A 21,886-nucleotide genomic window follows, 5' to 3' on the forward strand; every position below is an offset into this window, starting at 1 on the left:
CCGATATCCGTGCTCAGGTGCCCTTGTGGAACCCTCCAGAGGTGCGCTCCCTTCCTCTGCGCCCCGCCCTCCATGGCGGGGCTTCTTTTTTTCCGCACTGCGCTGGCACAGCCCTTGCTCCACTCCTCGTACCTGCGATCCAACGGCGGATCGCGCCCGACAATCAACAATCGACAATGGCGTCGCGGCTACCTCCCTTCGGGGCAGGCGGCACGGCGCCATTCTTTTGCGTTGAGCGTGCATTGAGAGTGAGTTCAGAGGTGGAGATGATCGACAGCACCAGCCCACTGCCGGACAGCCTGGCCTGGGTGGCCGGCTCCGATGCCCCGGAGAAGACAGCCCTTAACCTGGGCTTCATGGCCCTTACCGACTCCGCCTCGCTGGTGGTAGCCGCGACCCAGGGCTTCGGCCAGCCCTACGGCCTGACGCTCAACCTGCAGCGGCAGAACTCCTGGGCCGGCCTGCGCGACCGCCTGCTCAGCGGCGAACTGGACGCGGCGCAATGCCTCTACGGACTCGTCTATGACCTGCAACTGGGCCTGGGCGGCGCCCCGGCCACCGACATGGCCGTGCTCATGGGTCTGTGCCAGAACGGCCAGTCGATCAATCTTTCCGCCCCACTGATGCGCGACGGCGTGACCTCTGCCGGGGCACTGCAGAGCCACGTGCGCCAGAACGGTGCGCAACTGACCCTGGCCCACACATTCCCCACCGGCACCCATGCGATGTGGCTCTACTACTGGCTGGCCAGCCACGGCATCCACCCCCTGCAAGACGTCCGCAGCCTGGTGGTGCCGCCGGCACAGATGGTCGAGCACCTGAAGGCCGGGCGCATCGACGGCTTCTGCGCCGGCGGCCCCTGGGGCGCGCTGGCGGTGGACGAAGGCATGGGCTTCACCCTCGCCACCAGCCAGCAGATCTGGCCGGACCACCCGGAGAAGGTCCTGGGCACCACCCGCGCCTTCGTCGAGGAATATCCCAACACCGCGCGCGCACTGGTCATGAGCCTGCTGGACGCCAGCCGCTTCATCGAAGCCAGCGCAGACAACCTGCGCAGCGCCGCCCAGCTGATCAGCAGCGAAGACTACGTCGACGCCCCACTCGCCAGCGTCGAGCCGCGTCTGCTCGGCCGTTACCAGGACGGCCTCGGTCACGCCTGGCAGGACGCGCATCCACTGCGTTTCTTCAATGAAGGCCACGCCACCTATCCCTGGCTCTCCGACGGGCTGTGGTTCATGACCCAGTTCCGCCGCTGGGGCCTGCTGCGCGAAGACGTCGACTACCTTGGCATCGCCCGCCAGGTCCAGCAGCTCGACCTCTACCGCGAAGCGGCCAGCGCCGTGGGCGCAAGCGTTCCGGACACCGAGATGCGCACCTCGACCCTGATCGACGGCCGCCTCTGGGACGGCAGCGACCCGGCCGGCTATGCCCGCAGCTTCGAGCTGAATGCCCTGGCGGAGCGAGGTTGAGCATGCTGCGCGTCCTGCTGATCAACGACACCCCGAAGAAGGTTGGGCGCCTCAAGGCTGCGCTGGTGGAAAGCGGCTTCGAGGTCATCGACGAATCCGGCCTGACGGTCGACCTGGCGCAACGGGTGGAGGCCCTGCATCCGGATGTGATCCTCATCGACACCGAGTCCCCTGGCCGCGACGTGATGGAGCAGGTAGTGCTGGTCAGCCGCGACCAGCCGCGCCCCATCGTCATGTTCACCGACGAGCACGACCCGCAGGTGATGCGCCAGGCGATCCGCTCTGGGGTCAGCGCCTACATTGTCGAGGGCATCCAGGCCGAGCGGCTGCAGCCGATCCTCGATGTCGCCATGGCCCGCTTCGAGAGCGACCAGGCCCTGCGTGCCCAATTGCAGGCCCGCGAGATGCAGCTGGCCGAGCGCAAGCGCATCGAGCTGGCCAAGGGGCTGCTGATGAAAATGAAAGGCTGCGCCGAGGAAGAGGCCTACACCCTGATGCGCCGCCAAGCCATGGGCCGCCAGCAGAAGCTGGCGCAGGTGGCCGAGCAGATCATCGCCATGCACGAGATGCTCGGGCACTGAGGCTGCAAGTGCGAATCGGCTGAAAGTGCGAGGCGGCCAACGGCCAGCGGCGGCAAGGCGCGATCATTTCGCCAGCCGCCGAGCTGGCCCCCACCTCGCCCGCAACGCCCTATGCTGCGGCCGCCCGGTCTTCTGGCCGGGCCCCAGGAGCGTCATCGGCAGGGTTCGATGGCGCATCGCAGTGGCCGCCGCCGGCTAGGCACCTCGGCGCCCACCCGACCTCGCCGCCTACGCGGCTCAGCAAGGGCAAGCCCATGATCGACCTCACCACCTGGAACCTCAGCGTTCCCACCGACCCGCGCCCCACCGAAGTCACCACCGAACAGATCGCCCGGGGCTACCAGAGCCGCTACTTCCAGCGCGGCGGCAGCCAGGTGGTGTTCTGGGTGCCCGTCACCGGCTCGCACACCTCCGACAGCGTCTACCCGCGCAGCGAGCTGCGCGAGACTCTGTCCAACGGCGAGGTTTCCAACTGGTACTACACCCAGGGCGACAACGAGCTGCGCGTGACCATGAGCGTCCAGCAGGTGCCCTCGAAGAACAAGATCATTATCGGCCAGATCCACAGCCGCTCGCCCTACACCGGCAACGGCGAGCCGCTGGTCAAGCTGCAGTACCACTACCTGCCCACCCTGGAGAGCGGACGCCTGGAAGCCCTGGTGCGCAACCACCCCGACGACAGCGCCAGCATCAACGTCCCGCTGATCGACAACATCGCCCTGGACCAGACCTTCAACTACAGCCTGCGCGTCACCTCGGTGGGCAACCTGGCGATCCGCGTGGAGACCTCCGACGGCCGGGCCAACTACTACCGCAAGATCCTCAGCACCACCTGGTCCAAGCAACTGCTCTACTTCAAGGCCGGCGCCTACATCAACGACAACTACGGCGACAGCAGCGAGGGCGCGCGGGTGACCGTCTTCCACCTGAACTCGGCGCACCGCTGATTCGCCATTCACTGGCCTGATGAGGCGCGGGGCGCGCCGACTGCGCGTAGAATGCGCGGCACATCCGCACTACCCGTTGCCTTGTCACCGAGACCGCCATGGCCCGCCTGAAACTGGAATTCCCCGAAGAACTCTTCATCTACGAAACCAAGCTCACCGTCCGCGTCACCGACATCAACGGCGCCAACCATCTGGGCAACGATTCGATGATCTCGATGATCTCCGAAGCTCGCGCGCGCTTCCTGTTCGACTACGGCATCCGCGAGACCGGCATCATCGTCACCGACCTCGCCACCACCTATCGCGCCGAGGCCCACGCGCGCGACCAGCTGCTCTTCGAGGTCGGCGTGATGGACTTCAACAAGTACGGCGGCGACATCATCTTCCGCATCACCCGCCCGGCCGACGACACCCTGGTAGCCATGGCCAAGTCGGGCTTCGTGTTCTTCGACTACAAGGCCGGCAAGGTCGTGCCGATCCCCGAGGCCTTCCGCGACACCTTCCCCAACGTCAACTGGATCGCCTGACGCTCCAGTACAGGGCACGCCGCAGCACGGCGCGCCCTTTGATGGATCAGCATCGGTCCTGACCCTCATCTCATCTCTTTGATCTGACTGGGATTTCTCATCCTGGCCCGCGCCTTGCTCTGCACAGGGCGATGGTAATCAACGGCGATTACCCGACTTCGACAAAGGCGTCGCATCCACACCCGCGCAGTGCGGTGGGTGGAGCGACGCCTTTTTCGTTTGCCCCGGCGCAGGGGCACTGGGGTCTGATGACGTTTTGCCGCGACCGCGACGGCGCCGCATTTTGCGCAGTGTTAGGCGCGAGGAGTGTGGTTTGGTCATTCCAAATGAACGACGAGTAACGCAGCACTGCGCAAAATGCGGCCCGTCCCTTCGGGTTGCGCGGCAAATCACGCCATGCGTCGTTGCGGGACTTGAAAAGGGAATGACCATTTCCTGCATCCCGCGCCTAGCCTGGCGTGATTTGTCGCAGCAACGCGGCTTGCGTCAAAACGTCATCAGACCCCACGACCTTCTCGAACCCGGCGGCTGCCAAGTGGCGCATGACCGGGCTCCTCTACCGTTGCTGATGAGGTGTTCGATGAACACGAGTTTCTGGAAAGCCGGCCACGCGCCGACCCTGTTTGCCGCCTTCCTGTATTTCGACCTGAGCTTCATGGTCTGGTACGTCCTCGGCCCGCTGGCGGTGCAGATCGCGACCGACCTGCAACTGACCACCCAGCAGCGCGCGCTGATGGTCGCCACGCCGATCCTCTCCGGCGCCATCCTGCGCTTCCTCATGGGCCTGCTGGCCGATCGCTGGTCGCCCAAGGCCGCCGGCATCCTCGGCCAGGTGATCGTCATCTGCGCGCTGTTCGGAGCCTGGCGGCTGGGCATCCACAGCCTGGAGCAGGCGATGATCCTCGGCGTGCTGCTGGGCATGGCCGGCGCCTCCTTCGCCGTGGCGCTGCCACTGGCCTCGCAGTGGTACCCGCCGCAGCACCAGGGCAAGGCCATGGGTATCGCCGGGGCCGGCAACTCCGGCACCGTGCTCACCGCGCTGTTCGCCCCGGCCATCGCCGCCGCCTTCGGCTGGCAGAACGTCTTCGGCTTCGCGCTGATCCCGCTGCTGGCCACCCTGGTAGTGTTCGCCCTGCTCGCCCGCAACGCCCCGGAGCGCCCGCCGGCGAAGTCCCTGGCGGATTACCTGAAGGCTCTGGGCGACCGCGACAGCTGGTGGTTCATGTTCTTCTACAGCGTGACCTTCGGCGGCTTCCTCGGCCTCGCCAGCACCCTGCCCGGCTACTTCCACGACCAGTACGGCCTCGACCCGGTGAAAGCCGGCTACTACACCGCCGCCTGCGTCTTTGCCGGCAGCCTGATGCGCCCCCTGGGCGGCGCCCTGGCCGATCGCATCGGCGGTATCCGCAGCCTGCTGGTGATGTACACCGTCGCTTCGATCTGCATCGCCGCCGTGGGCTTCCACCTGCCCAGCGCGGTGGCGGCGCTGAGCCTCTTCGTGGTCGCCATGCTCAGCCTCGGCGCGGGCAACGGTGCGGTGTTCCAGCTGGTGCCGCAGCGCTTCCGCCAGACCATCGGCGTGATGACCGGCCTGATCGGCATGGCCGGCGGCATCGGCGGCTTCTGCCTGACGGCGGGCCTGGGCGCGATCAAGCAGGCCACCGGCGACTACCAGATCGGCCTCTGGCTGTTCGCCAGCCTCGGCGTACTGGCCTGGTTCGGCCTGCACGCGGTGAAAGCCCGCTGGCGCACCACCTGGGGCAGCGCAGCCGTCACAGCGGCGCGGGTGTAGCCATGACCAGCAGGAGCGAGCTTGCTCGCGAACCTTCCACTGCGATTCGCGAGGCCGATTTTGTTCCCGACAAAATTCGGCATTCCCCACATCCCTGTGGGTCACAAGCTCGCTCCTACCAGGAGCTGCGCCTGAGCTTCGCCCAGGCCAGCGCCACCGGCCCGCGCGACGAGAACCAGGATGCCCTGCGGGTGGTCACCCCGCCCGCCGGGCTGGCCGCCAGCAAGGGGCACCTGTTCGCCATCGCCGACGGCGTCAGCCACTGCGCCGACGGCGGCCTGGCCGCGCGCCTGAGCCTGCAGGCGCTGGCCGCCGACTACTACGCCACCCCCGAGACCTGGGCCGTCGCCCAGGCCCTCGACCGCCTGCTGATCTCGCAGAACCGCTGGCTGCAAGCCAACGGCGGCGGCCAGCCGCTGCTCACCACCCTCACCGCGCTGGTCCTGCGGGGCCGGCGCTTCACCCTCGCCCATGTCGGCGACTGCCGCCTGTACCGCTGGCACGCCGGCATTCTGGATTGCCTGACCCAGGATCACGTCTGGGAACAACCCGGCATGCAACACGTCCTCAAGCGCGCACTGGGCCTCGACCAGCATCTGGTAGTGGACTACTGCGACGGCGAACTGGAAGCCGGACAGAGCTTCCTGCTGGTCAGCGACGGCATCTGGGCTGCTCTTGGCGACAGCGCCATCCAGCGCCTGCTGGAGGACGCACAGAGCTTGCAGGCCTGCGCCGACGCACTGGTCAGCGCCGCCCACCTGGCCGGCAGCCAGGACAACGCCAGCGCCCTACTCCTGCAGGTGGACGAACTGCCGCCTGCGAGCCTCGGCGACGCCCTCGCCCAGCTCGACCACTGGCCCGCGCCGCCCGCCCTGCGGGACGACCAGGAGTTCGAAGGCTGGCAGGTGGAAGGCCGACTGGCGCAATCGCGCCAATCGCTGATCTACCGCGTGCGCGACCGGCAGAACCGCCCCTGGCTGCTCAAGACCCTGCCGCCGGCACTGCGCGACTCCGCGGAAGCCGCCCAGGCGCTGCTGCTGGAGGAGTGGTTCCTGCGCCGCGTGCAGGGCCGCTACTTCCCCGAACTGCACAGCCTGCCGCAACGCCAGCACCTGTATTACGTGATGCGCGAGTACCCGGGGCAGACCCTGGAGGAGCACCTGAAACTCAACGGCCCGTTGAACCTGCCCGACTGGCTGGACCTCGCCCAGCGCTTGCTGCGCGGCCTGGGCCAGCTGCACCGGCGCAACATCCTGCACCGCGACATCAAGCCAGAAAACCTGCACTGGGCCGATGATGGCGAGCTGCGCCTGCTGGACTTCGGCCTGGCCTACTGCCCGGGATTGTCGCAGGAAGACCCGCACGCGCTGCCCGGCACCCCCAGCTACCTCGCACCGGAATCCTTCCAGGGTGCCGCGCCGGAAGCCCGCCAGGACCTCTATGCGGCCGGCGTCACGCTCTACCGCCTGCTCTGTGGGCACTACCCCTATGGCGAGATCGAAGCCTTCCAGCATCCGCGCTTCGGCACGCCCGCACCGGCCAGCCGCTATCGCCCGGATGTGCCAACCTGGCTGGACGACTGGCTGGCAAAGCTGATCGCCGCCCAACCGCAACAGCGCTTCGAAACCGCCGAAGAATGCCTGCTCGCCCTGGAACAAGGTGAACGCCAGGCACCGCCGCGCCCACGCCCGCTGCTGGAACGCGAACCGCTGCGGGTCTGGCGCGGCGTCGCCCTGGCCTCGCTGGCGATCAACCTGGGGCTGCTGCTCTGGCTGCTGCACGGGGGCTGAAGGCGCACCAGATCGGTTCAGAACGCATCACCACAGTGCAGCAAAAAGGCCAACCGGCAGAACAGGCCAGCCGAAAGCCCCGAAAACCGCGGGCCGAGAAAGTTGGCACAGCCCCTGCAATAACCGTTTCAACAATCTACAAAAGCGCGTCCCTCAACGAAGAGGCTCGCACTTCCCGATCGATCGGGACTTGGACAAAGGCGTCCTCGCTGGGTAACCGGCGGGACGCCTTTTTTGTTTTCCGTGTTTCAGCTTTGCGTGACGGAGCCCTGACATGAAAAAGCTCAAGCTCGTACTGATCGGCAACGGCATGGCCGGTGTGCGGACCCTGGAAGAACTGCTGAAGATCGCACCGGACCTCTACGACATCACCGTGTTCGGCGCCGAGCCCCACCCCAACTACAACCGCATCCTGCTCTCCCCCGTACTGGCCGGCGAGCAGGCCTTCGAGGACATCGTCCTCAACGACCTCAACTGGTACAGCGAGAACGGCATCCGCCTGCTGCTCAACCGCAAGGTCACCCGCATCGACCGCCATCGCCGCAAGGTCTATGCCGAAGACGGCACCGAGGCCGAGTACGATCGACTGCTGATTGCCACCGGCTCCAATCCCTTCATCCTGCCGGTGCCGGGCAGCCGCCTGCAGGGCGTGATCGGCTACCGCGACATCGCCGACACCCAGACCATGATCGACACCGCCGGCACCCACAGCCACGCGGTGGTCATCGGCGGCGGCCTGCTCGGCCTGGAAGCGGCCAACGGCCTCAAGCAGCGCGGCATGGACGTCACCGTAGTACACCTCTCCGACTGGTTGCTGGAGCGCCAACTGGACCGCACCGCCGGCAAGCTGCTGCAGGAAGCGCTGGAATCACGCGGCATCAACTTCCGCCTGAACACCCACACCGAAGAACTGATCGACGACGGCAGCGGCCGCGTCTGCGCCATCCGCTTCAAGGACGGCGAAGTGATCGCCGCCGACCTGGTGGTGATGGCCGCCGGCATCCGCCCCAACACCGAACTGGCGGAGAAGACCGGCCTGCCCTGCAACCGCGGCATCCTGGTCAACGACACCCTGCAGACCTATGACCCGCGCATCTACGCCCTGGGCGAATGCGCCAGCCACCGCGGCATCGCCTATGGCCTGGTAGCACCGCTGTTCGAGCAGGCCAAGGTCTGCGCCAACCACCTGGCCATGCTCGGCTTCGCCCGCTACCAGGGCTCGGTGACCTCCACCAAGCTCAAGGTCACCGGCATCGACCTGTTCTCCGCCGGCCAGTTCATGGGTGGCGAAGGCACCGAGACCATCACCCTCTCCGATCCCATCGGCGGCGTGTACAAGAAGCTGGTGATCAAGGACGACGTGCTGGTCGGTGCCTGCCTCTACGGCGATACCGCCGACGGCGGCTGGTACTTCCGGCAGATCCGCGAGAACCACAACGTCGGCGAAATCCGCGACCACCTGATGTTCGGCGAGAGCAGCATCGGCGACGTCGGCCACCAGGGCCAGAACAGCGCAGCGAACATGCCCGACACCGCCGAAGTCTGCGGCTGCAACGGCGTGTGCAAGGGCACCATCGTCAAGGCGATCCAGGAGAATGGCCTGTTCAGCGTCGACGAGGTGAAGAAGCACACCAAGGCCGCCAGCTCCTGCGGCTCCTGCGCCGGGCTTGTCGAGCAGATCCTGATCAGCACCGTGGGCGGCGCGGCGGACGTGAAGCCCAAGAGCGAAAAGGCCATCTGCGGCTGCAGCGACCTCAACCACGGCCAGGTACGCCAGGCGATCCGCGACCATCACCTGATCACCCTGAGCAGCGCCATGCGCTTCATGGACTGGCGCACCCCGGACGGCTGCGCCACCTGCCGGCCGGCGCTGAACTACTACCTGATCTCCACCTGGCCGGGCGAGGCCAAGGATGACCCGCAGTCGCGCCTGATCAACGAACGCGCCCACGCCAACATCCAGAAGGACGGCACCTACTCGGTAGTCCCGCGCATGTGGGGTGGCGTCACCAACGCCGCCGAACTGCGGCGCATCGCCGACGTCGCCGACAAGTACCAGGTGCCCATGGTGAAGGTCACCGGGGGCCAGCGCATCGACCTGCTGGGGATCAAAAAGGACGACCTGCCGGAGATCTGGAAGGAGCTGGACATGCCCTCGGGCCACGCCTACGGCAAGTCCATCCGCACCGTGAAGACCTGCGTCGGCAGCGAGTTCTGCCGTTTCGGCACGCAGAACTCGACCCAGCTGGGTATCGACCTCGAGCACGACCTGTTCAACATGTGGTCGCCGCACAAGGTCAAGCTGGCGGTCTCCGGCTGCCCGCGCAACTGCGCCGAGGCCGGCATCAAGGACATCGGCATCATCGGTGTGGATTCGGGCTGGGAGCTGTACATCGGCGGCAACGGCGGGATCAAGACCGAGGTGGCGGAATTCTTCGTCAAGCTCAAGACCTCCGACGAAGTCCGCGAATACAGCGGCGCCTTCCTCCAGCTCTACCGCGAGGAAGCCTTCTACCTCGAACGCACCGTGCACTACCTGCAGCGCGTCGGCATGGAGCGCATCAAGAAGGCCGTGCTGGAAGACGCGGACAACCGCAAGGCGCTCAACGCCCGCCTGCAGTTCTCCCTGTCGCTGGAGCAGGACCCGTGGCAGGAGCGCATCGCCCAGCAGCCGCTGAAGAAGGAATTCGAACGGATTCCCCTCAAGCAGCTGGAACCCGCCTGAGTGCCCGCCGGGCCCCGCCACCGGGGCCCCTACTACCCGATTGCCGGAGACACCCCATGAACTGGTTAGACATCTGCGCCCTGGACGACATCAACCCGCTGGGCTCGCGCGTCATCGCCGGCCCCAAGGGCGACATCGCGATCTTCCGCACCTCCGATGACGAGGTCTTCGCCCTCGACGACCGCTGCCCGCACAAGGGCGGCCCGCTGTCCCAGGGCCTGATCTACGGCAAGCGCGTGGCCTGCCCGCTGCACAACTGGCAGATCGAACTGGCCAGCGGCGAGGCCGTGGCCCCCGACCAGGGCTGCGCCCATCGCCACGAGGTGAAGATCGTAGATGGCCGTGTGCTGCTGGCCCTGCGCGACAACCTCGCCCACTGCGCCTGATCCCCCTGCGATTGATTTCCCTGCTTCCGATTCAGAGCGAGGCTGCGCCATGACCCACAACCGTCGCACTACCGCATCCACCTGCTGCTACTGCGGCGTGGGTTGCGGTGTACTGATCGAGCACGACGACGAGCGCATCCTCGGCGTGCAGGGCGACCCGCAGCATCCGGCCAACTTCGGCCGCCTGTGCAGCAAGGGCTCGACCCTGCACCTCACCGGCGACGCAGACGCCCGTGCGCAATTCCCGGAGCTGCGCCTGGGCAAGGGACTGTCACGCGCCCGCACCGACTGGGACACCGCACTGGAGCATGCCGCCGGCGTCTTCGCCGAAACCCTCCGCGAGCACGGGCCGGACAGCGTGGCCTTCTACGTCTCCGGCCAACTGCTGACCGAGGACTACTACGCCTTCAACAAGCTCGCCCGCGCCCTGGTCGGCACCAACAACATCGACAGCAACTCCCGCCTGTGCATGTCCTCGGCAGTGGTCGGCTACAAGCGCAGCCTGGGCGCCGACGCCCCGCCCTGCAGCTACGAGGACATCGAGCTGGCCGACTGCGTGATGATCGCCGGCAGCAATATGGCCTATGCCCACCCAGTGCTGTTCCGCCGCCTGGAAGAGGCCCGCGCACGTCGCCCGGAGATGAAGCTGATCGTCATCGACCCGCGCGTCACCGACACCGCCGAGGCGGGCGATTTGCACCTGGCGATCCTGCCCGGCACCGACGTCGCGCTGTTCCACGGCATCCTGCACATCCTGCTCTGGGAAGGCTGGACCGACCGCGCCTTCATCGACGCCCACACCGACGGCCTGGATGAACTCAAGGCCCTGGTGCGGGACTACGGTCCGCTGGCCGTGGCGGAAATCTGCGGCATCGCCGTCGATGACCTGCAGCGCGCGGCCCAGTGGATCGGCCAGTCGCCCTCCTTCCTCTCGCTCTGGTGCATGGGGCTGAACCAGTCCACCGCCGGCAGCGCGAAGAACAGTGCGCTGATCAACCTGCACCTGGCCACCGGGCAGATCGGCCGACCCGGTGCCGGCCCCTTCTCCCTCACCGGCCAACCCAATGCCATGGGCGGCCGCGAGACTGGCAGCCTGTCCAACCTGCTGCCCGGCCACCGCGAGGCGGCCAACGCCGAACACCGTGCCGAAGTGGCTGATTACTGGGGTGTCGAACAACTGCCGGAGAACCCCGGCCTGAGCGCCATCGAACTCTTCGACGCAGTACGCGACGGGCGCATCAAGGCCCTGTGGATCGCCTGCACCAACCCGGCCCAATCACTGCCGGACCAGACCCGCGTGCGCGAAGCCCTGGCCGCCTGCCCCTTCGTCATCGTCCAGGAAGCCTTCACCACCAGCGAGACCTGCCAGTACGCCGACCTGCTGCTGCCGGCCGCCAGTTGGGGCGAGAAGGAAGGCACGGTGACCAACTCCGAACGCCGCATCAGCCACGTGCGCCCGGCCATCCCGGCCATCGGCGAAGCACGGGCGGACTGGAACATCGTCTGCGACTTCGCCCGCCGCCTGGAGCAGCGCCTGCGCCCCGACGAAAACAGCCTGTTCGACTTCGATTCGCCGTCCGCGCTGTTCGACGAATACAAGCTGCTGACCCGTGATCGTGATCTCGACCTGTCCGGCGTCGACTACGCCCTGCTGGACACACGTGGACCGCAGCAGTGGCCCTTCCGCACCGGCGCTACCCGAGGCACCGAACGCCTGTATGGCGACGGACAGTTCGCCACCATCAATGGCCGCGCGCGGCTGATCGCCGAGCCCTACCGAGCACCGAAGGAAAAGCGCGATGCACGTTACCCGCTGATCCTCAACACCGGCCGCCTGCGCGATCAGTGGCACGGCATGACCCGCACCGGCACCGCGCCGCAACTGTTCGGCCATGTGGAAGAAGCCGTACTCGGCCTGCACCCGGACGAGTTGCGCCGCCGGCGCATCAGCGACGGCCAACTGGTTCGCCTGCACAGCCGCCGTGGCGAACTGGTGCTGCCGGTACAAGCCGACGACCGCCTGCGTCCCGGCCAGGCCTTCCTGCCGATGCACTGGGGCGACCGCTTCCTCAAGGGCCTGGGCATCAACGTGCTGACCCTGCCGGCGGTGGATCCTCTGTCGCGTCAGCCCGAACTGAAACACGCCACGGTGGAAGTCAGCCGCATCGAGCTGCCCTGGCAGTTCTTCGCGCTGGTAGAAGGTGAGGTGCAGAAGCGCTTCGACGCCCTGCGCCCGCTGTTCGAAGACCTGCGCTACGCCAGCTTCAGCCCCACCGGCCGTGAACGCCCGGCACTGGTGATCCGTGCCGCACACCACGAAGCGCCCAGCGCGGACTGGCTGGCCCGCATCGACGCCCTGCTCGACCTCGGCGACGGTCCGGTCATGGCCTATGACGACCCGCGCCGCACCGTCGGCAAACGCGTGCGTATCGAACAATCGCGAATCGTCTCGCTGCGCCTGGCTGGCGAAACCGCCGCCCGCGCGTGGCTGCGCGAATTGTGGAAGGAAGGCCGCGCCGATCAGGAGCTGCGCCGCTGGCTGCTTGCCCCGCTGAGCGCCGCCCCGGGTAAAGCCGGCGCGGCAGCGGACAAGACGCTGTGCAACTGCCTGAACGTCAGCCAGAGCCGCATCCAGACCGGGATCGACAAGGGCCTGGACCTGGAAGGCCTCAAATGCGAACTCAAGTGCGGGACCGCCTGCGGCTCCTGCGTACCGGAAATCAAGCGCCTGCTGGCTCAGAAGCCACTGGCCGCTACCGCCTGAATCAAGCCGCGAAGACGGCAGCCTGAGGAGAACGACATGAGTGGAAAAGTCTGGCTGATCGGCGCCGGCCCCGGCGACCCGGAACTGCTGACCCTGAAGGCCGTCCGGGCCATGGCTCAGGCCGACGTGGTGCTCATCGACGACCTGGTGAACCCGGCGGTGCTGGAGCACTGCCCTTCGGCGCGAGTGATTGGGGTCGGGAAACGCGGCGGCTGCCGCTCCACCCCGCAGGACTTTATCCACCGCCTGATGCTGCGCTACGCCCGCCAGGGGCGCCGCGTCGCACGCCTGAAAGGCGGCGACCCATGCATCTTCGGCCGTGGCGGCGAAGAAGCTGACTGGCTGATTGCGCGGGGTATCGATTGCGAGTTGGTCAACGGCATCACTGCCGGGCTGGCCGCAGCGACTCAGTGCGGCATCTCCGTAACCTTGCGCGGCATCAGCCGAGGCGTGACTCTGGTGACCGCGCACACCCAGGACGACAGCCCGCTGAACTGGCGCGGCCTGGCCGAAGGCGGAACAACGCTGGTGGTGTACATGGGCGTGGCGAAACTGGCGGAAATCCGCGACGGACTGCTCGAAGGCGGCATGGCGGCCGGCACGCCGGTGGCGATGATCGAGAACGCATCCCTGCCCGCCCAACGCGAATACCGCAGCCAGTTGGGCGACCTGCTGGAAGACGCCCAGAGTTTTGCCCTGAAGAGCCCGGCAATCCTGGTGATCGGCGAAGTCGCCGCCGCTGCGCAGCAGGCAATTCTGGCCCGCACCGCCTGAGATTCACTTTCCTGCAGGCAAAGAAAAACCCGGCCTAGGCCGGGTTTTTCTCGTCAGCTCAGACCAATTACTTGGCTTGGGCTTCCACTTCGGCTTCTACGCGGCGGTTAACAGCGCGGCCTTCGGCGGTTGCGTTGTCAGCAACCGGACGGGACTCACCGTAACCAACAGCGTTTACGCGGCCGCCTTCAACACCGTACTCGTTGACCAGTACGTCACGAACGGCGTTGGCACGACGCTCGGACAGCTTCTGGTTGTAGGCGTCGGTGCCGACGGAGTCGGTGTGGCCTTCAACGGTGGTGGAGGTGGACGGGTACTGCTTCATGAAGTCAGCCAGGTTTTTGATGTCAGCGTAGCTGTTCTCTTTAACCTTGGACTTGTCGAAGTCGAACTTCACGTCCAGCTGAACGCGAACGACTTCAGCAACAGCCGGGCAGCCGTTGGCGTCAACGGTGACGTTGGCCGGGGTGTTCGGGCACTTGTCGACGTTGTCGCAGACGCCGTCGTTGTCGGAGTCGGAGCAGACTTCAGCAACCGGCTCGGGAGCCGGGGCCGGCTTGGCGCCGCCGCCGAAGTTCATGCCGACGCCCAGGCCAGCCATCCACTCGCCCTGGTGACCGTTGTCACGCTTCTCCAGGCCGTACTGGCCGTCGAGGCTGGCTTTGGCGTAGAAGTTTTCGGTGAAGTAGTACTTCAGACCGGTACCGACCATGGCCATGGTCAGGTTCTGACGACCACCGTTGTCGGAGTTGATGTTGGTCAGGCTCTGGTGACCAACGCCGGCGGAAACGTACGGACGCAGGTTGCCAGCACCCGGGGTGCCGAAGTGGTAGATGGCGTCCAGAGTGCTCAGGTTGCCATGGACCTTCTTGTTGCCGGTCTCGTAGGTGCCACGTACGTCGTGGTACTCACCGTAGGACAGAGCCAGCTCGACGTCGTCGGTCAGGAAGTAACCAACGGAGCCGCCGTACAGGTCCGCGTTCTTCATGTTGCGGGTGCTGTCGGTGAAGTAGCGCTTGCCGAATGCTTCGACTTCGACGGCGCCCTGGCCTTGAGCGAAGGCATTGACAGCGGCGGTGGCGATCAGCGAGCCAACTACGACGCCTAAGGTGTTCTTCAGTTTCATCCGTTAAATCCCCATCTTGGTGGTCAATAAGTTGTCCTAACCATAGGCCGTACAACTTGGGTGGCAAGTTTATCAGAACTTGCCAAACAGAGAGACAATATTTCCCGGACTAAGATTCCGTCACATTCGAAAACTTTTCTCTCATTCGATCGAGTGCACGTTTGTAGCGCATCTTTGTGGCGCTAAGCCCCATGTGCATGATGTCGGCGATCTCCTGGAACTCCAGTTCCGCAACAAATCGAAGCACGAGGATTTCCCGATCAATGGGATTGACATGAACTAGCCAGCGGTCTAGCCCACCCCGTTCTTCGACTTTCGGAGCCTTCTCTTCAGAGGCTTCCTCGACTGGATCCAGACTCAGCGCATCAAGCAATCTGCGTTTGCGCCGTTCCTTCCGATACTGGGTAATGCACTCGTTGTAAGTGATGCTGTACAGCCAGGTCTTGAACTTCGACTTTCCCTCGAAGTTCTTCAGACCATACAGCACCTTGAGCATGACCTCTTGACACACATCATCGGCGTCCCGGTCGTTGCCCAGATAGCGCGCGCAGACGTTGAAGAGCGTGCGCTGGTAGCGGCGCATCAGCTCTTCATAAGCCCGCGTCACGTGGTAGAGCTCCTCGTGGGAACGCTCCACCAGCTCCTCGTCGGTGAGCTGGCGCGGGTCATAGCGCAAGGACAGTGATTGCGGCTTGTTCAAGTCGGGTCGGGCCAGGTCAAGTCAGCGTCCGGCGCGGCTTTACAGAAGCCGTACCGGTAATCGGTCATCATCTTCAGCGACTGGTTACACGCTGATCGAGCAGGATGCGGTTGGCGATCGACACCAGCTCACCCTCGTCTGTCAGCAGGATAGTCTTGATGGTACCAATTTCCTCGATGATGCCTTCGACATCAGCCACTTTCACCTGTTGTCCGACCTGATACAGCTCCCGCACGTAAATGCCCGCGATGATCTGCCCTGCCACCTCACGGCTGCCCAGGCCCAGGGCAAGTGCGGCAGCTAGGCCGATGGTGATCAGCACGATGGCGATGATGTAGTTCAGCAGGTCGGTCTTGACCTCGAGCTGGCCGATGGCCACCGAGATACTGATGATGATGACCAGCCACTGGGCCACGCGGCCCAGGCCGTTGGCGTACTCCAGCCCGACGCCGTCGGCAGCGCCGCGCACCAGGCTGTTGGCCAGTTGGGCGAGCAGGATGCCGACGATCAGCACCAGCGCCGCGCCGAACACCTTGGGCAGGTACAGCGCGAGCATGTCCAGGGTGGCCGAGACGCGCTGCAGACCGAGGGACTCCGCCGCGGAGACGAGGAATACCAGCAGCACGAACCAGTAGATGATCTTGCCGATCAGGGTCGAGACCGGCACCTGGATGCCGGCGCGGGCCAGCAGCTTGGTCAGGCCGGTACCCGCCATCAGGCGGTCCAGGCCGAGCTTGGCCAGCAGCTTGGAGAGCAGCGCATCGAGCAGTTTGGCGACGACGAAGCCGAGCAGCACGATCACCAGCGCGGCGAGCAGGTTCGGGATGAACCCGGCCAGCTTGCCCCACAGGGTGTTCATGGCGGTGAGCAGGCTTTGCGTCCAGATGTCGAATTGCATGTTCAGTCGGCCTTGTCAGCGGAAGGGGCGGAATTCTGCGCGTGGCGCGAGACGGGTGCAAGGTGCGCGGCGCCACGGCTCACGCCAATGGACAGGGCCTGGAACCAGTGCCCCATCAGGCTGAACAGATCGCCCGCGCCAACCTGGCGGTTGGCGGTCTTCAGGACGCGATCCAGGCGCGAATCGTCTCCCGGCTGTTCCGGGGGCATTCGCAGCAGATCGCGCAAGGATTCTTCAAATGGGTCGTGCATACGCACCTCGCCTGTGTGAGGTGCTTGACGCCCCCACCACCTCAAAAGTCACACCTAGAGCCAACGCATGCGGCGGAATATCCACCATTGGAAAGCCACTATCCCGAGGATCACCAGGCAGGCCACGGCGAAGCCGTAGGGCGCGCTGGAGCCGGGAATGCCGCCGACGTTGATGCCCAGGAGACCGGTCACGAAGCTCATGGGCAGGAAAAAGCCGGTAATGATACCAAGCAGGTACATGGTGCGGTTCATCCGCTCGGTAATTCGACGATGTTCGGCTTCCTGGATCAGGCTGATGCGCTCGCGCACCAGCTCCAGTTCTTCCAGGTTGCGGGTCAGGCGGTTGTAGAGCTCGTTCCAGTAGTCGGCGTCGTCGGCCACCGTCCAGGACGCCTTGAACCGGACCATCTGCGAGTAGATTTCCCGCTGCGGCGCCAGGTAACGGCGCAACCCCGCGGCACGTCGCCGCAGGGTGCGCAGTTGGTGCTGGTCGGGAATGCTGCGCTCGTCTTCCTCGATGGCCTCCTCCATCGCATCGAGCTGATCGGCGAGGCCGCCGATCAGGGTATCGACGCGGTCGGTGAGGTAGTGGGCGAGGTACAGCACCACTTCCGAGGCCGTCTTCGGGCCGGTACCGGCATCCAGGTCGGCGCGCAGGTCGGCGACCGCCTTGAGCGGACGCAGACGCAGGGAAATCACCCGCTGCGACTCGGCATAGACCCGCAGTGAGACCATGTCCTCAGGCACCGCACCGGGGTTCAGGTTGACCCCGCGCAGAAACAGCAGCAGGCGTTCGCCCCCCAGGTCGACCAGGCGCGGGCGGGTGGCCTCTTCCAGCAGCAGGTCGCAGGCGAACTCGTTCAGACCGCTGGATTCGCGCAGCCAGGACTGGGCTTCGGGCACACCTCGGTCCCAGTGCACCCAGAGGCTCTCCTCGGGCTTGAGATCCAGCAGCGGCAACTCGCTGCGGGTGATCCGCCGACCACCACCGTGGCCATCCAGCACGAAGCCGTCGATCAGTCCGCGTTCCGTGCCGCTCTCGTACTGCTGCATGCCCTTTTCCTTCGCTCAAGGTCGCTTGCGCGAGGCCCCATGAAAAATGCCGGAAGCTTTCGCTCCCGGCATTGACCCGAACTTCAGCTGGAAGGTTCGAATTATTCCGGCATTTTCAACGCTTTAGGCGAGACGATGATGCCGTTGTTGTCGGCATAGACGAACTCGCCCGGGCGGAAGGTGATGCCGCCGAAGGTCACGACCACGTTGAGGTCGCCGATACCGCGCTTGTCGGTCTTCATCGGGTGGCTGGCCAGCGCCTGCACGCCCAGATCGGTCTGCGCGATCACGTCGACGTCACGGATGCAGCCGTACACCACGATGCCTTCCCAGCCGCTCTTGGCGGCCTTCTCGGCCAGCATGTCACCCAGCAGTGCACGGCGCAGCGAGCCGCCGCCGTCGACCACAAGCACCTTGCCCTTGCCATCCTTCTCGACCTGCTCCTTGACCAGCGAGTTGTCCTCGAAGCACTTGATGGTGACGATCTCGCCACCGAAGGAGTCCCGTCCGCCGAAGTTGCTGAACATCGGCTCGACGACCTGGACCAGCTCCGGGTAGGCATCGCACAGATCGGGGGTGACGTAATGCATGGAGAAGCTCCTCTTGATGAAATCCGGCAGGGTTTCAGGCCTGGATGTGACCGAAAGCCGCAATGGCGTCACAGTCTACTCCCTGCCACGCCAAGCTCAAGCCTGCGCCAGAGCGCCCTGCCCTTCCGGCAAGCCGCTGTGCTCCAGCCAGTATTGCAGCAGTGGCCAGACCTCACGCTGGGCGCACTTGCTGATCAGCATCTCGACGTGGCCGTAATCTTCCGAGAAGCCCTGACGGCGCCCCAGGTGCAAGAACTGCCGAATCTCGGAGCCGAACTGCTCCAGCAACTTGCGACAGGCCCAGGCCGGGTCCTGGATATCGCCATCGGAGCCGATGGCCAGCACCGGCAGGGAAACCTTCTGTAAACCGCCCCACCAGTCGTTGTCCTTCTCGCCGAAGCGGCCGAACAGGCCGTACCAGTGCAGGGCCTCGAGGGCGAGCCCCAGCGGCTCGTCCTCCGGCCCGCGTTTCAGGCGCGAACCGGACAGCCCGCCCATGCGTTTGAGCAGCAAGCGCCCGCCCCAGGCCACGGGCGGTAGCTTCAGCGGCCAGTAGGTACGGCTGATCTGGCTACCGCACAGCGCCGCGCTGGCGGCCTGCTGCTCATTCAGGTAGCCGCCGCCCAGCGCGGCAGCCAGGGTGACGCCGCCCAGAGAGTGCCCGACCCAATGCGGCGCCTGGCCGCTCTGCTCGACCACGAAATTGGCAATGGCCGGCAGGTCGAAACGTGCGTAGTCGGCGACACGATTGCGATCGTAGTCAGCGTTACGGGGCGACAGGCCATGCCCGCGCATCTCGGCGATCCAGACATCGAAGCCGGCACGCGCCAGATACGCACCCAGGCCAATACCCTTGGGCGAGAACCAGAAGCGGCGGTTGGAGAAGCTGCCGTGCAACAGGATCACCGGCACGCCACGCCGCCCTTCGGGGCGACCGAGACGGGTGACCGCCAGCTCGACGCTGGAGTCCGGGCTGTTGTTCGGCTTGAGGCGGTAGACGTCCTCGGTGAGGTCGCCGCGCAATTCCGCGCTGACTAGCGCGACGGGGAAGAGTTGACTGCTGCTTTGCATGGAATCGCTTGCATAAAAAAGGGCGGGTGAAATCACCCGCCCTTCTCAGGATGGAGAAGGAACCGTCAGGACTGGCCTTCGGCGAGGAAGAACCAGGTGTCGAGGACCGAGTCGGGGTTCAGCGACACGCTCTCGATGCCCTGCTCCATCAGCCACTTGGCGAGATCCGGGTGGTCCGACGGGCCCTGGCCGCAGATGCCGATGTACTTGCCGGCGCGGTTGCACGCCTGGATGGCATTGGACAGCAGCTTCTTCACCGCCGGATTACGCTCGTCGAACAGGTGCGCGACGATGCCCGAGTCACGGTCCAGGCCCAGGGTCAGCTGGGTCAGGTCGTTGGAGCCGATGGAGAAGCCGTCGAAGAACTCGAGGAACTCGTCGGCCAGCAGGGCGTTGGACGGCAGCTCGCACATCATGATGACGCGCAGGCCGTTCTCGCCACGCTTGAGGCCATTGGTGGCCAGCAGGTCGACGACCTGGGAGGCTTCGCCGAGGGTACGGACGAACGGCACCATCAGCTCGACGTTGGTCAGGCCCATCTCGTTGCGGACCTTCTTCATCGCGCGGCATTCGAGTTCGAAGCAGTCACGGAAGGATTCGCTGATGTAGCGCGAGGCGCCACGGAAGCCGAGCATCGGGTTCTCTTCTTCCGGCTCGTAGAGCTTGCCGCCGATCAGGTTGGCGTATTCGTTGGACTTGAAGTCCGACAGACGCACGATGACTTTCTTCGGCCAGAAAGCGGCGGCCAGGGTGCTGACACCCTCGACCAGTTTCTCGACGTAGAAGCCGACCGGATCGTCGTAACCGGCGATGCGCTTCTCGACGCTTTCCTTGATGTCCGCCGGCAGGCTGGCGAAGTTCAGCAGCGCCTTGGGGTGCACGCCGATCATACGGTTGATGATGAATTCCAGGCGGGCAAGGCCCACACCTTCGTTCGGCAGCTGGGCGAAATCGAAAGCGCGATCCGGATTGCCGACGTTCATCATGATCTTGAACGGCAGGTCGGGCATGGCGTCGACCGAGTTCTGGCGGACGTCGAAGCCCAGCTCGCCTTCGTAGATCAGGCCGGTATCGCCTTCGGCACAGGATACGGTCACGCGTTGGCCATCCTTCAGCGCCGCGGTGGCGTTGCCACAGCCGACAACTGCCGGGATGCCCAGTTCACGGGCGATGATCGCGGCGTGGCAGGTGCGGCCGCCACGGTTGGTGACGATGGCGCTGGCGCGCTTCATCACGGGTTCCCAGTCCGGGTCGGTCATGTCGGAGACCAGCACGTCGCCCGGCTGGACCTTGTCCATCTCGGAAACGTCGTGGATCACCTTCACCGGGCCGGCGCCGATGCGCTGGCCGATGGCGCGGCCTTCGACCAGGACCTTGCCTTTTTCCTTGAGCAGGTAGCGTTCCATCACGTTGGCGCTGGAACGGCTCTTAACGGTTTCCGGACGGGCCTGCACGATGTACAGCTTGCCGTCGTCACCGTCCTTGGCCCACTCGATGTCCATCGGACGCTCGTAGTGCTTCTCGATGATCAGGGCCTGCTTGGCCAGTTCGGTCACTTCGGCGTCGGACAGCGCGAAGCGGGCGCGGTCGGCCTTCTCCACGTCGACCACCTTGACCGATTTTCCGGCCTTGGCTTCGTCGCCGTAGATCATCTTGATTGCCTTGCTGCCCAGGTTGCGACGCAGAATGGCCGGGCGGCCAGCTTCCAGGGTCGGCTTGTGGACGTAGAACTCATCGGGGTTCACCGCGCCCTGCACCACGGTCTCGCCGAGGCCGTAGGCGCCGGTGATGAACACCACGTCACGGAAACCGGATTCGGTGTCCAGGGTGAACATCACGCCGGCGGTGCCGGTTTCCGAGCGGACCATGCGCTGCACGCCGGCGGACAGGGCGACCAGTTTGTGGTCGAAGCCCTGGTGGACGCGGTAGGCAATGGCACGGTCGTTGAAGAGGGAGGCGAAGACTTCCTTGGCCGCGCGGATCACGTTGTCCACGCCGCGGATGTTCAGGAAGGTCTCCTGCTGGCCGGCGAAGGAAGCGTCCGGCAGGTCTTCGGCAGTGGCGGAGGAACGCACGGCCACGGCCATGTTGTCGTTGCTGCCGGCCATCTCGGCGAAGGCCTTGCGAATCTCGGCATCCAGACGCTCGGGGAACTCGGCGTCCATCACCCACTGGCGGATCTGCGCGCCGGTCTTGGCCAGGGCGTTGACGTCGTCCACGTCCAGGGCGTCGAGGGCCGCGTGGATGCGATCGTTCAGGCCGCTCTGGTCGAGGAAGTCACGGTAGGCCTGGGCGGTAGTGGCGAAGCCACCCGGTACGGAAACGCCGGCACCGGCGAGGTTGCTGATCATTTCGCCCAGGGATGCGTTCTTGCCCCCCACATGTTCGACATCGTGGACGCCGAGCTTATCGAGGGAAACTACGTACTCTACCAAGGTGATC

General features: G+C 65.4%; 18 protein-coding genes. 10 read left to right on the forward strand and 8 right to left on the reverse strand.

The genetic code is table 11. The features are described from left to right. Positions 1-266 precede the first annotated feature (266 nt). The 10 genes from IB256_RS24435 (at position 267) to cobA (ending at position 13,755) form a co-directional block, all read left to right on the forward strand. Positions 267-1,469: a CmpA/NrtA family ABC transporter substrate-binding protein gene (locus IB256_RS24435; RefSeq protein ID WP_192404440.1), complete on the forward strand. Its 1,203-nt coding sequence runs from the start codon at positions 267-269 to the stop codon at positions 1,467-1,469. A gap of 2 nt (positions 1,470-1,471) precedes the next feature. Continuing rightward, the gene (locus tag IB256_RS24440; RefSeq protein ID WP_192295421.1) at positions 1,472-2,050 is read left to right on the forward strand and encodes an ANTAR domain-containing response regulator; all 579 of its coding nucleotides are present in this window, start codon (positions 1,472-1,474) and stop codon (positions 2,048-2,050) included. Positions 2,051-2,304: 254 nt separating this feature from the next. Continuing rightward, the gene (locus IB256_RS24445; protein WP_192295420.1) at positions 2,305-2,997 is read left to right on the forward strand and encodes a polysaccharide lyase family 7 protein; all 693 of its coding nucleotides are present in this window, start codon (positions 2,305-2,307) and stop codon (positions 2,995-2,997) included. Between the two features lie 98 nt (positions 2,998-3,095). Next, a complete protein-coding gene (locus IB256_RS24450) occupies positions 3,096-3,524 on the forward strand; it encodes a thioesterase family protein (RefSeq protein ID WP_138216348.1) in 429 nt (142 codons plus the stop codon). 580 nt (positions 3,525-4,104) lie between these two features. Next, a complete protein-coding gene (locus IB256_RS24455) occupies positions 4,105-5,316 on the forward strand; it encodes a nitrate/nitrite transporter (protein WP_192295419.1) in 1,212 nt (403 codons plus the stop codon). Between the two features lie 2 nt (positions 5,317-5,318). Beyond that, entirely contained in the window at positions 5,319-7,106 is a 1,788-nt protein-coding gene (locus tag IB256_RS24460) for a bifunctional protein-serine/threonine kinase/phosphatase (RefSeq protein WP_225601937.1), read from the forward strand. 274 nt (positions 7,107-7,380) lie between these two features. Beyond that, on the forward strand, positions 7,381-9,831 hold the full coding sequence (nirB, locus tag IB256_RS24465; protein WP_192404442.1) for a nitrite reductase large subunit NirB: 2,451 nt from the start codon (positions 7,381-7,383) through the stop codon (positions 9,829-9,831). 56 nt (positions 9,832-9,887) lie between these two features. Beyond that, entirely contained in the window at positions 9,888-10,217 is a 330-nt protein-coding gene (gene nirD, locus IB256_RS24470) for a nitrite reductase small subunit NirD (protein WP_192295418.1), read from the forward strand. A 49-nt stretch (positions 10,218-10,266) separates the two neighbouring features. Beyond that, positions 10,267-12,981 (forward strand): nitrate reductase, encoded by a 2,715-nt coding sequence (locus IB256_RS24475; protein ID WP_192404444.1) that lies wholly within the window; start codon positions 10,267-10,269, stop codon positions 12,979-12,981. Positions 12,982-13,017: 36 nt separating this feature from the next. Next, positions 13,018-13,755: a uroporphyrinogen-III C-methyltransferase gene (cobA, locus tag IB256_RS24480; RefSeq protein WP_192404446.1), complete on the forward strand. Its 738-nt coding sequence runs from the start codon at positions 13,018-13,020 to the stop codon at positions 13,753-13,755. Positions 13,756-13,822: 67 nt separating this feature from the next. On the opposite strand, the gene IB256_RS24485 is transcribed toward cobA, so the two are convergent. The 8 genes from IB256_RS24485 to ppsA all read right to left on the reverse strand — a co-directional run bounded on the left by IB256_RS24485 (position 13,823) and on the right by ppsA (position 21,879). Beyond that, positions 13,823-14,881 carry an OmpA family protein gene (locus IB256_RS24485; RefSeq protein WP_045208524.1) on the reverse strand — a complete coding sequence of 353 codons (1,059 nt, stop codon included), beginning with the start codon at positions 14,879-14,881 and terminating at the stop codon, positions 13,823-13,825. Positions 14,882-14,990: 109 nt separating this feature from the next. Continuing rightward, the gene (gene sigX / locus IB256_RS24490) at positions 14,991-15,581 is read right to left on the reverse strand and encodes an RNA polymerase sigma factor SigX (RefSeq protein ID WP_045208526.1); all 591 of its coding nucleotides are present in this window, start codon (positions 15,579-15,581) and stop codon (positions 14,991-14,993) included. A 73-nt stretch (positions 15,582-15,654) separates the two neighbouring features. Then, positions 15,655-16,479 carry a mechanosensitive ion channel family protein gene (locus tag IB256_RS24495; protein WP_045208529.1) on the reverse strand — a complete coding sequence of 275 codons (825 nt, stop codon included), beginning with the start codon at positions 16,477-16,479 and terminating at the stop codon, positions 15,655-15,657. A gap of 2 nt (positions 16,480-16,481) precedes the next feature. Next, on the reverse strand, positions 16,482-16,730 hold the full coding sequence (locus IB256_RS24500; RefSeq protein ID WP_017516812.1) for a hypothetical protein: 249 nt from the start codon (positions 16,728-16,730) through the stop codon (positions 16,482-16,484). A 54-nt stretch (positions 16,731-16,784) separates the two neighbouring features. Continuing rightward, positions 16,785-17,783 carry a zinc transporter ZntB gene (locus IB256_RS24505; protein WP_081516451.1) on the reverse strand — a complete coding sequence of 333 codons (999 nt, stop codon included), beginning with the start codon at positions 17,781-17,783 and terminating at the stop codon, positions 16,785-16,787. 101 nt (positions 17,784-17,884) lie between these two features. After that, positions 17,885-18,373 (reverse strand): ribonuclease E activity regulator RraA, encoded by a 489-nt coding sequence (rraA, locus tag IB256_RS24510; protein ID WP_192295415.1) that lies wholly within the window; start codon positions 18,371-18,373, stop codon positions 17,885-17,887. A gap of 96 nt (positions 18,374-18,469) precedes the next feature. Then, positions 18,470-19,444 (reverse strand): alpha/beta fold hydrolase, encoded by a 975-nt coding sequence (locus IB256_RS24515; RefSeq protein WP_192404448.1) that lies wholly within the window; start codon positions 19,442-19,444, stop codon positions 18,470-18,472. A 65-nt stretch (positions 19,445-19,509) separates the two neighbouring features. After that, a complete protein-coding gene (gene ppsA, locus IB256_RS24520; RefSeq protein WP_081516449.1) occupies positions 19,510-21,879 on the reverse strand; it encodes a phosphoenolpyruvate synthase in 2,370 nt (789 codons plus the stop codon). Positions 21,880-21,886: the final 7 nt, after the last annotated feature.

Source organism: Pseudomonas sp. PDM17 (genome assembly GCF_014851985.1).
Classification (GTDB): Bacteria; Pseudomonadota; Gammaproteobacteria; order Pseudomonadales; family Pseudomonadaceae; genus Pseudomonas.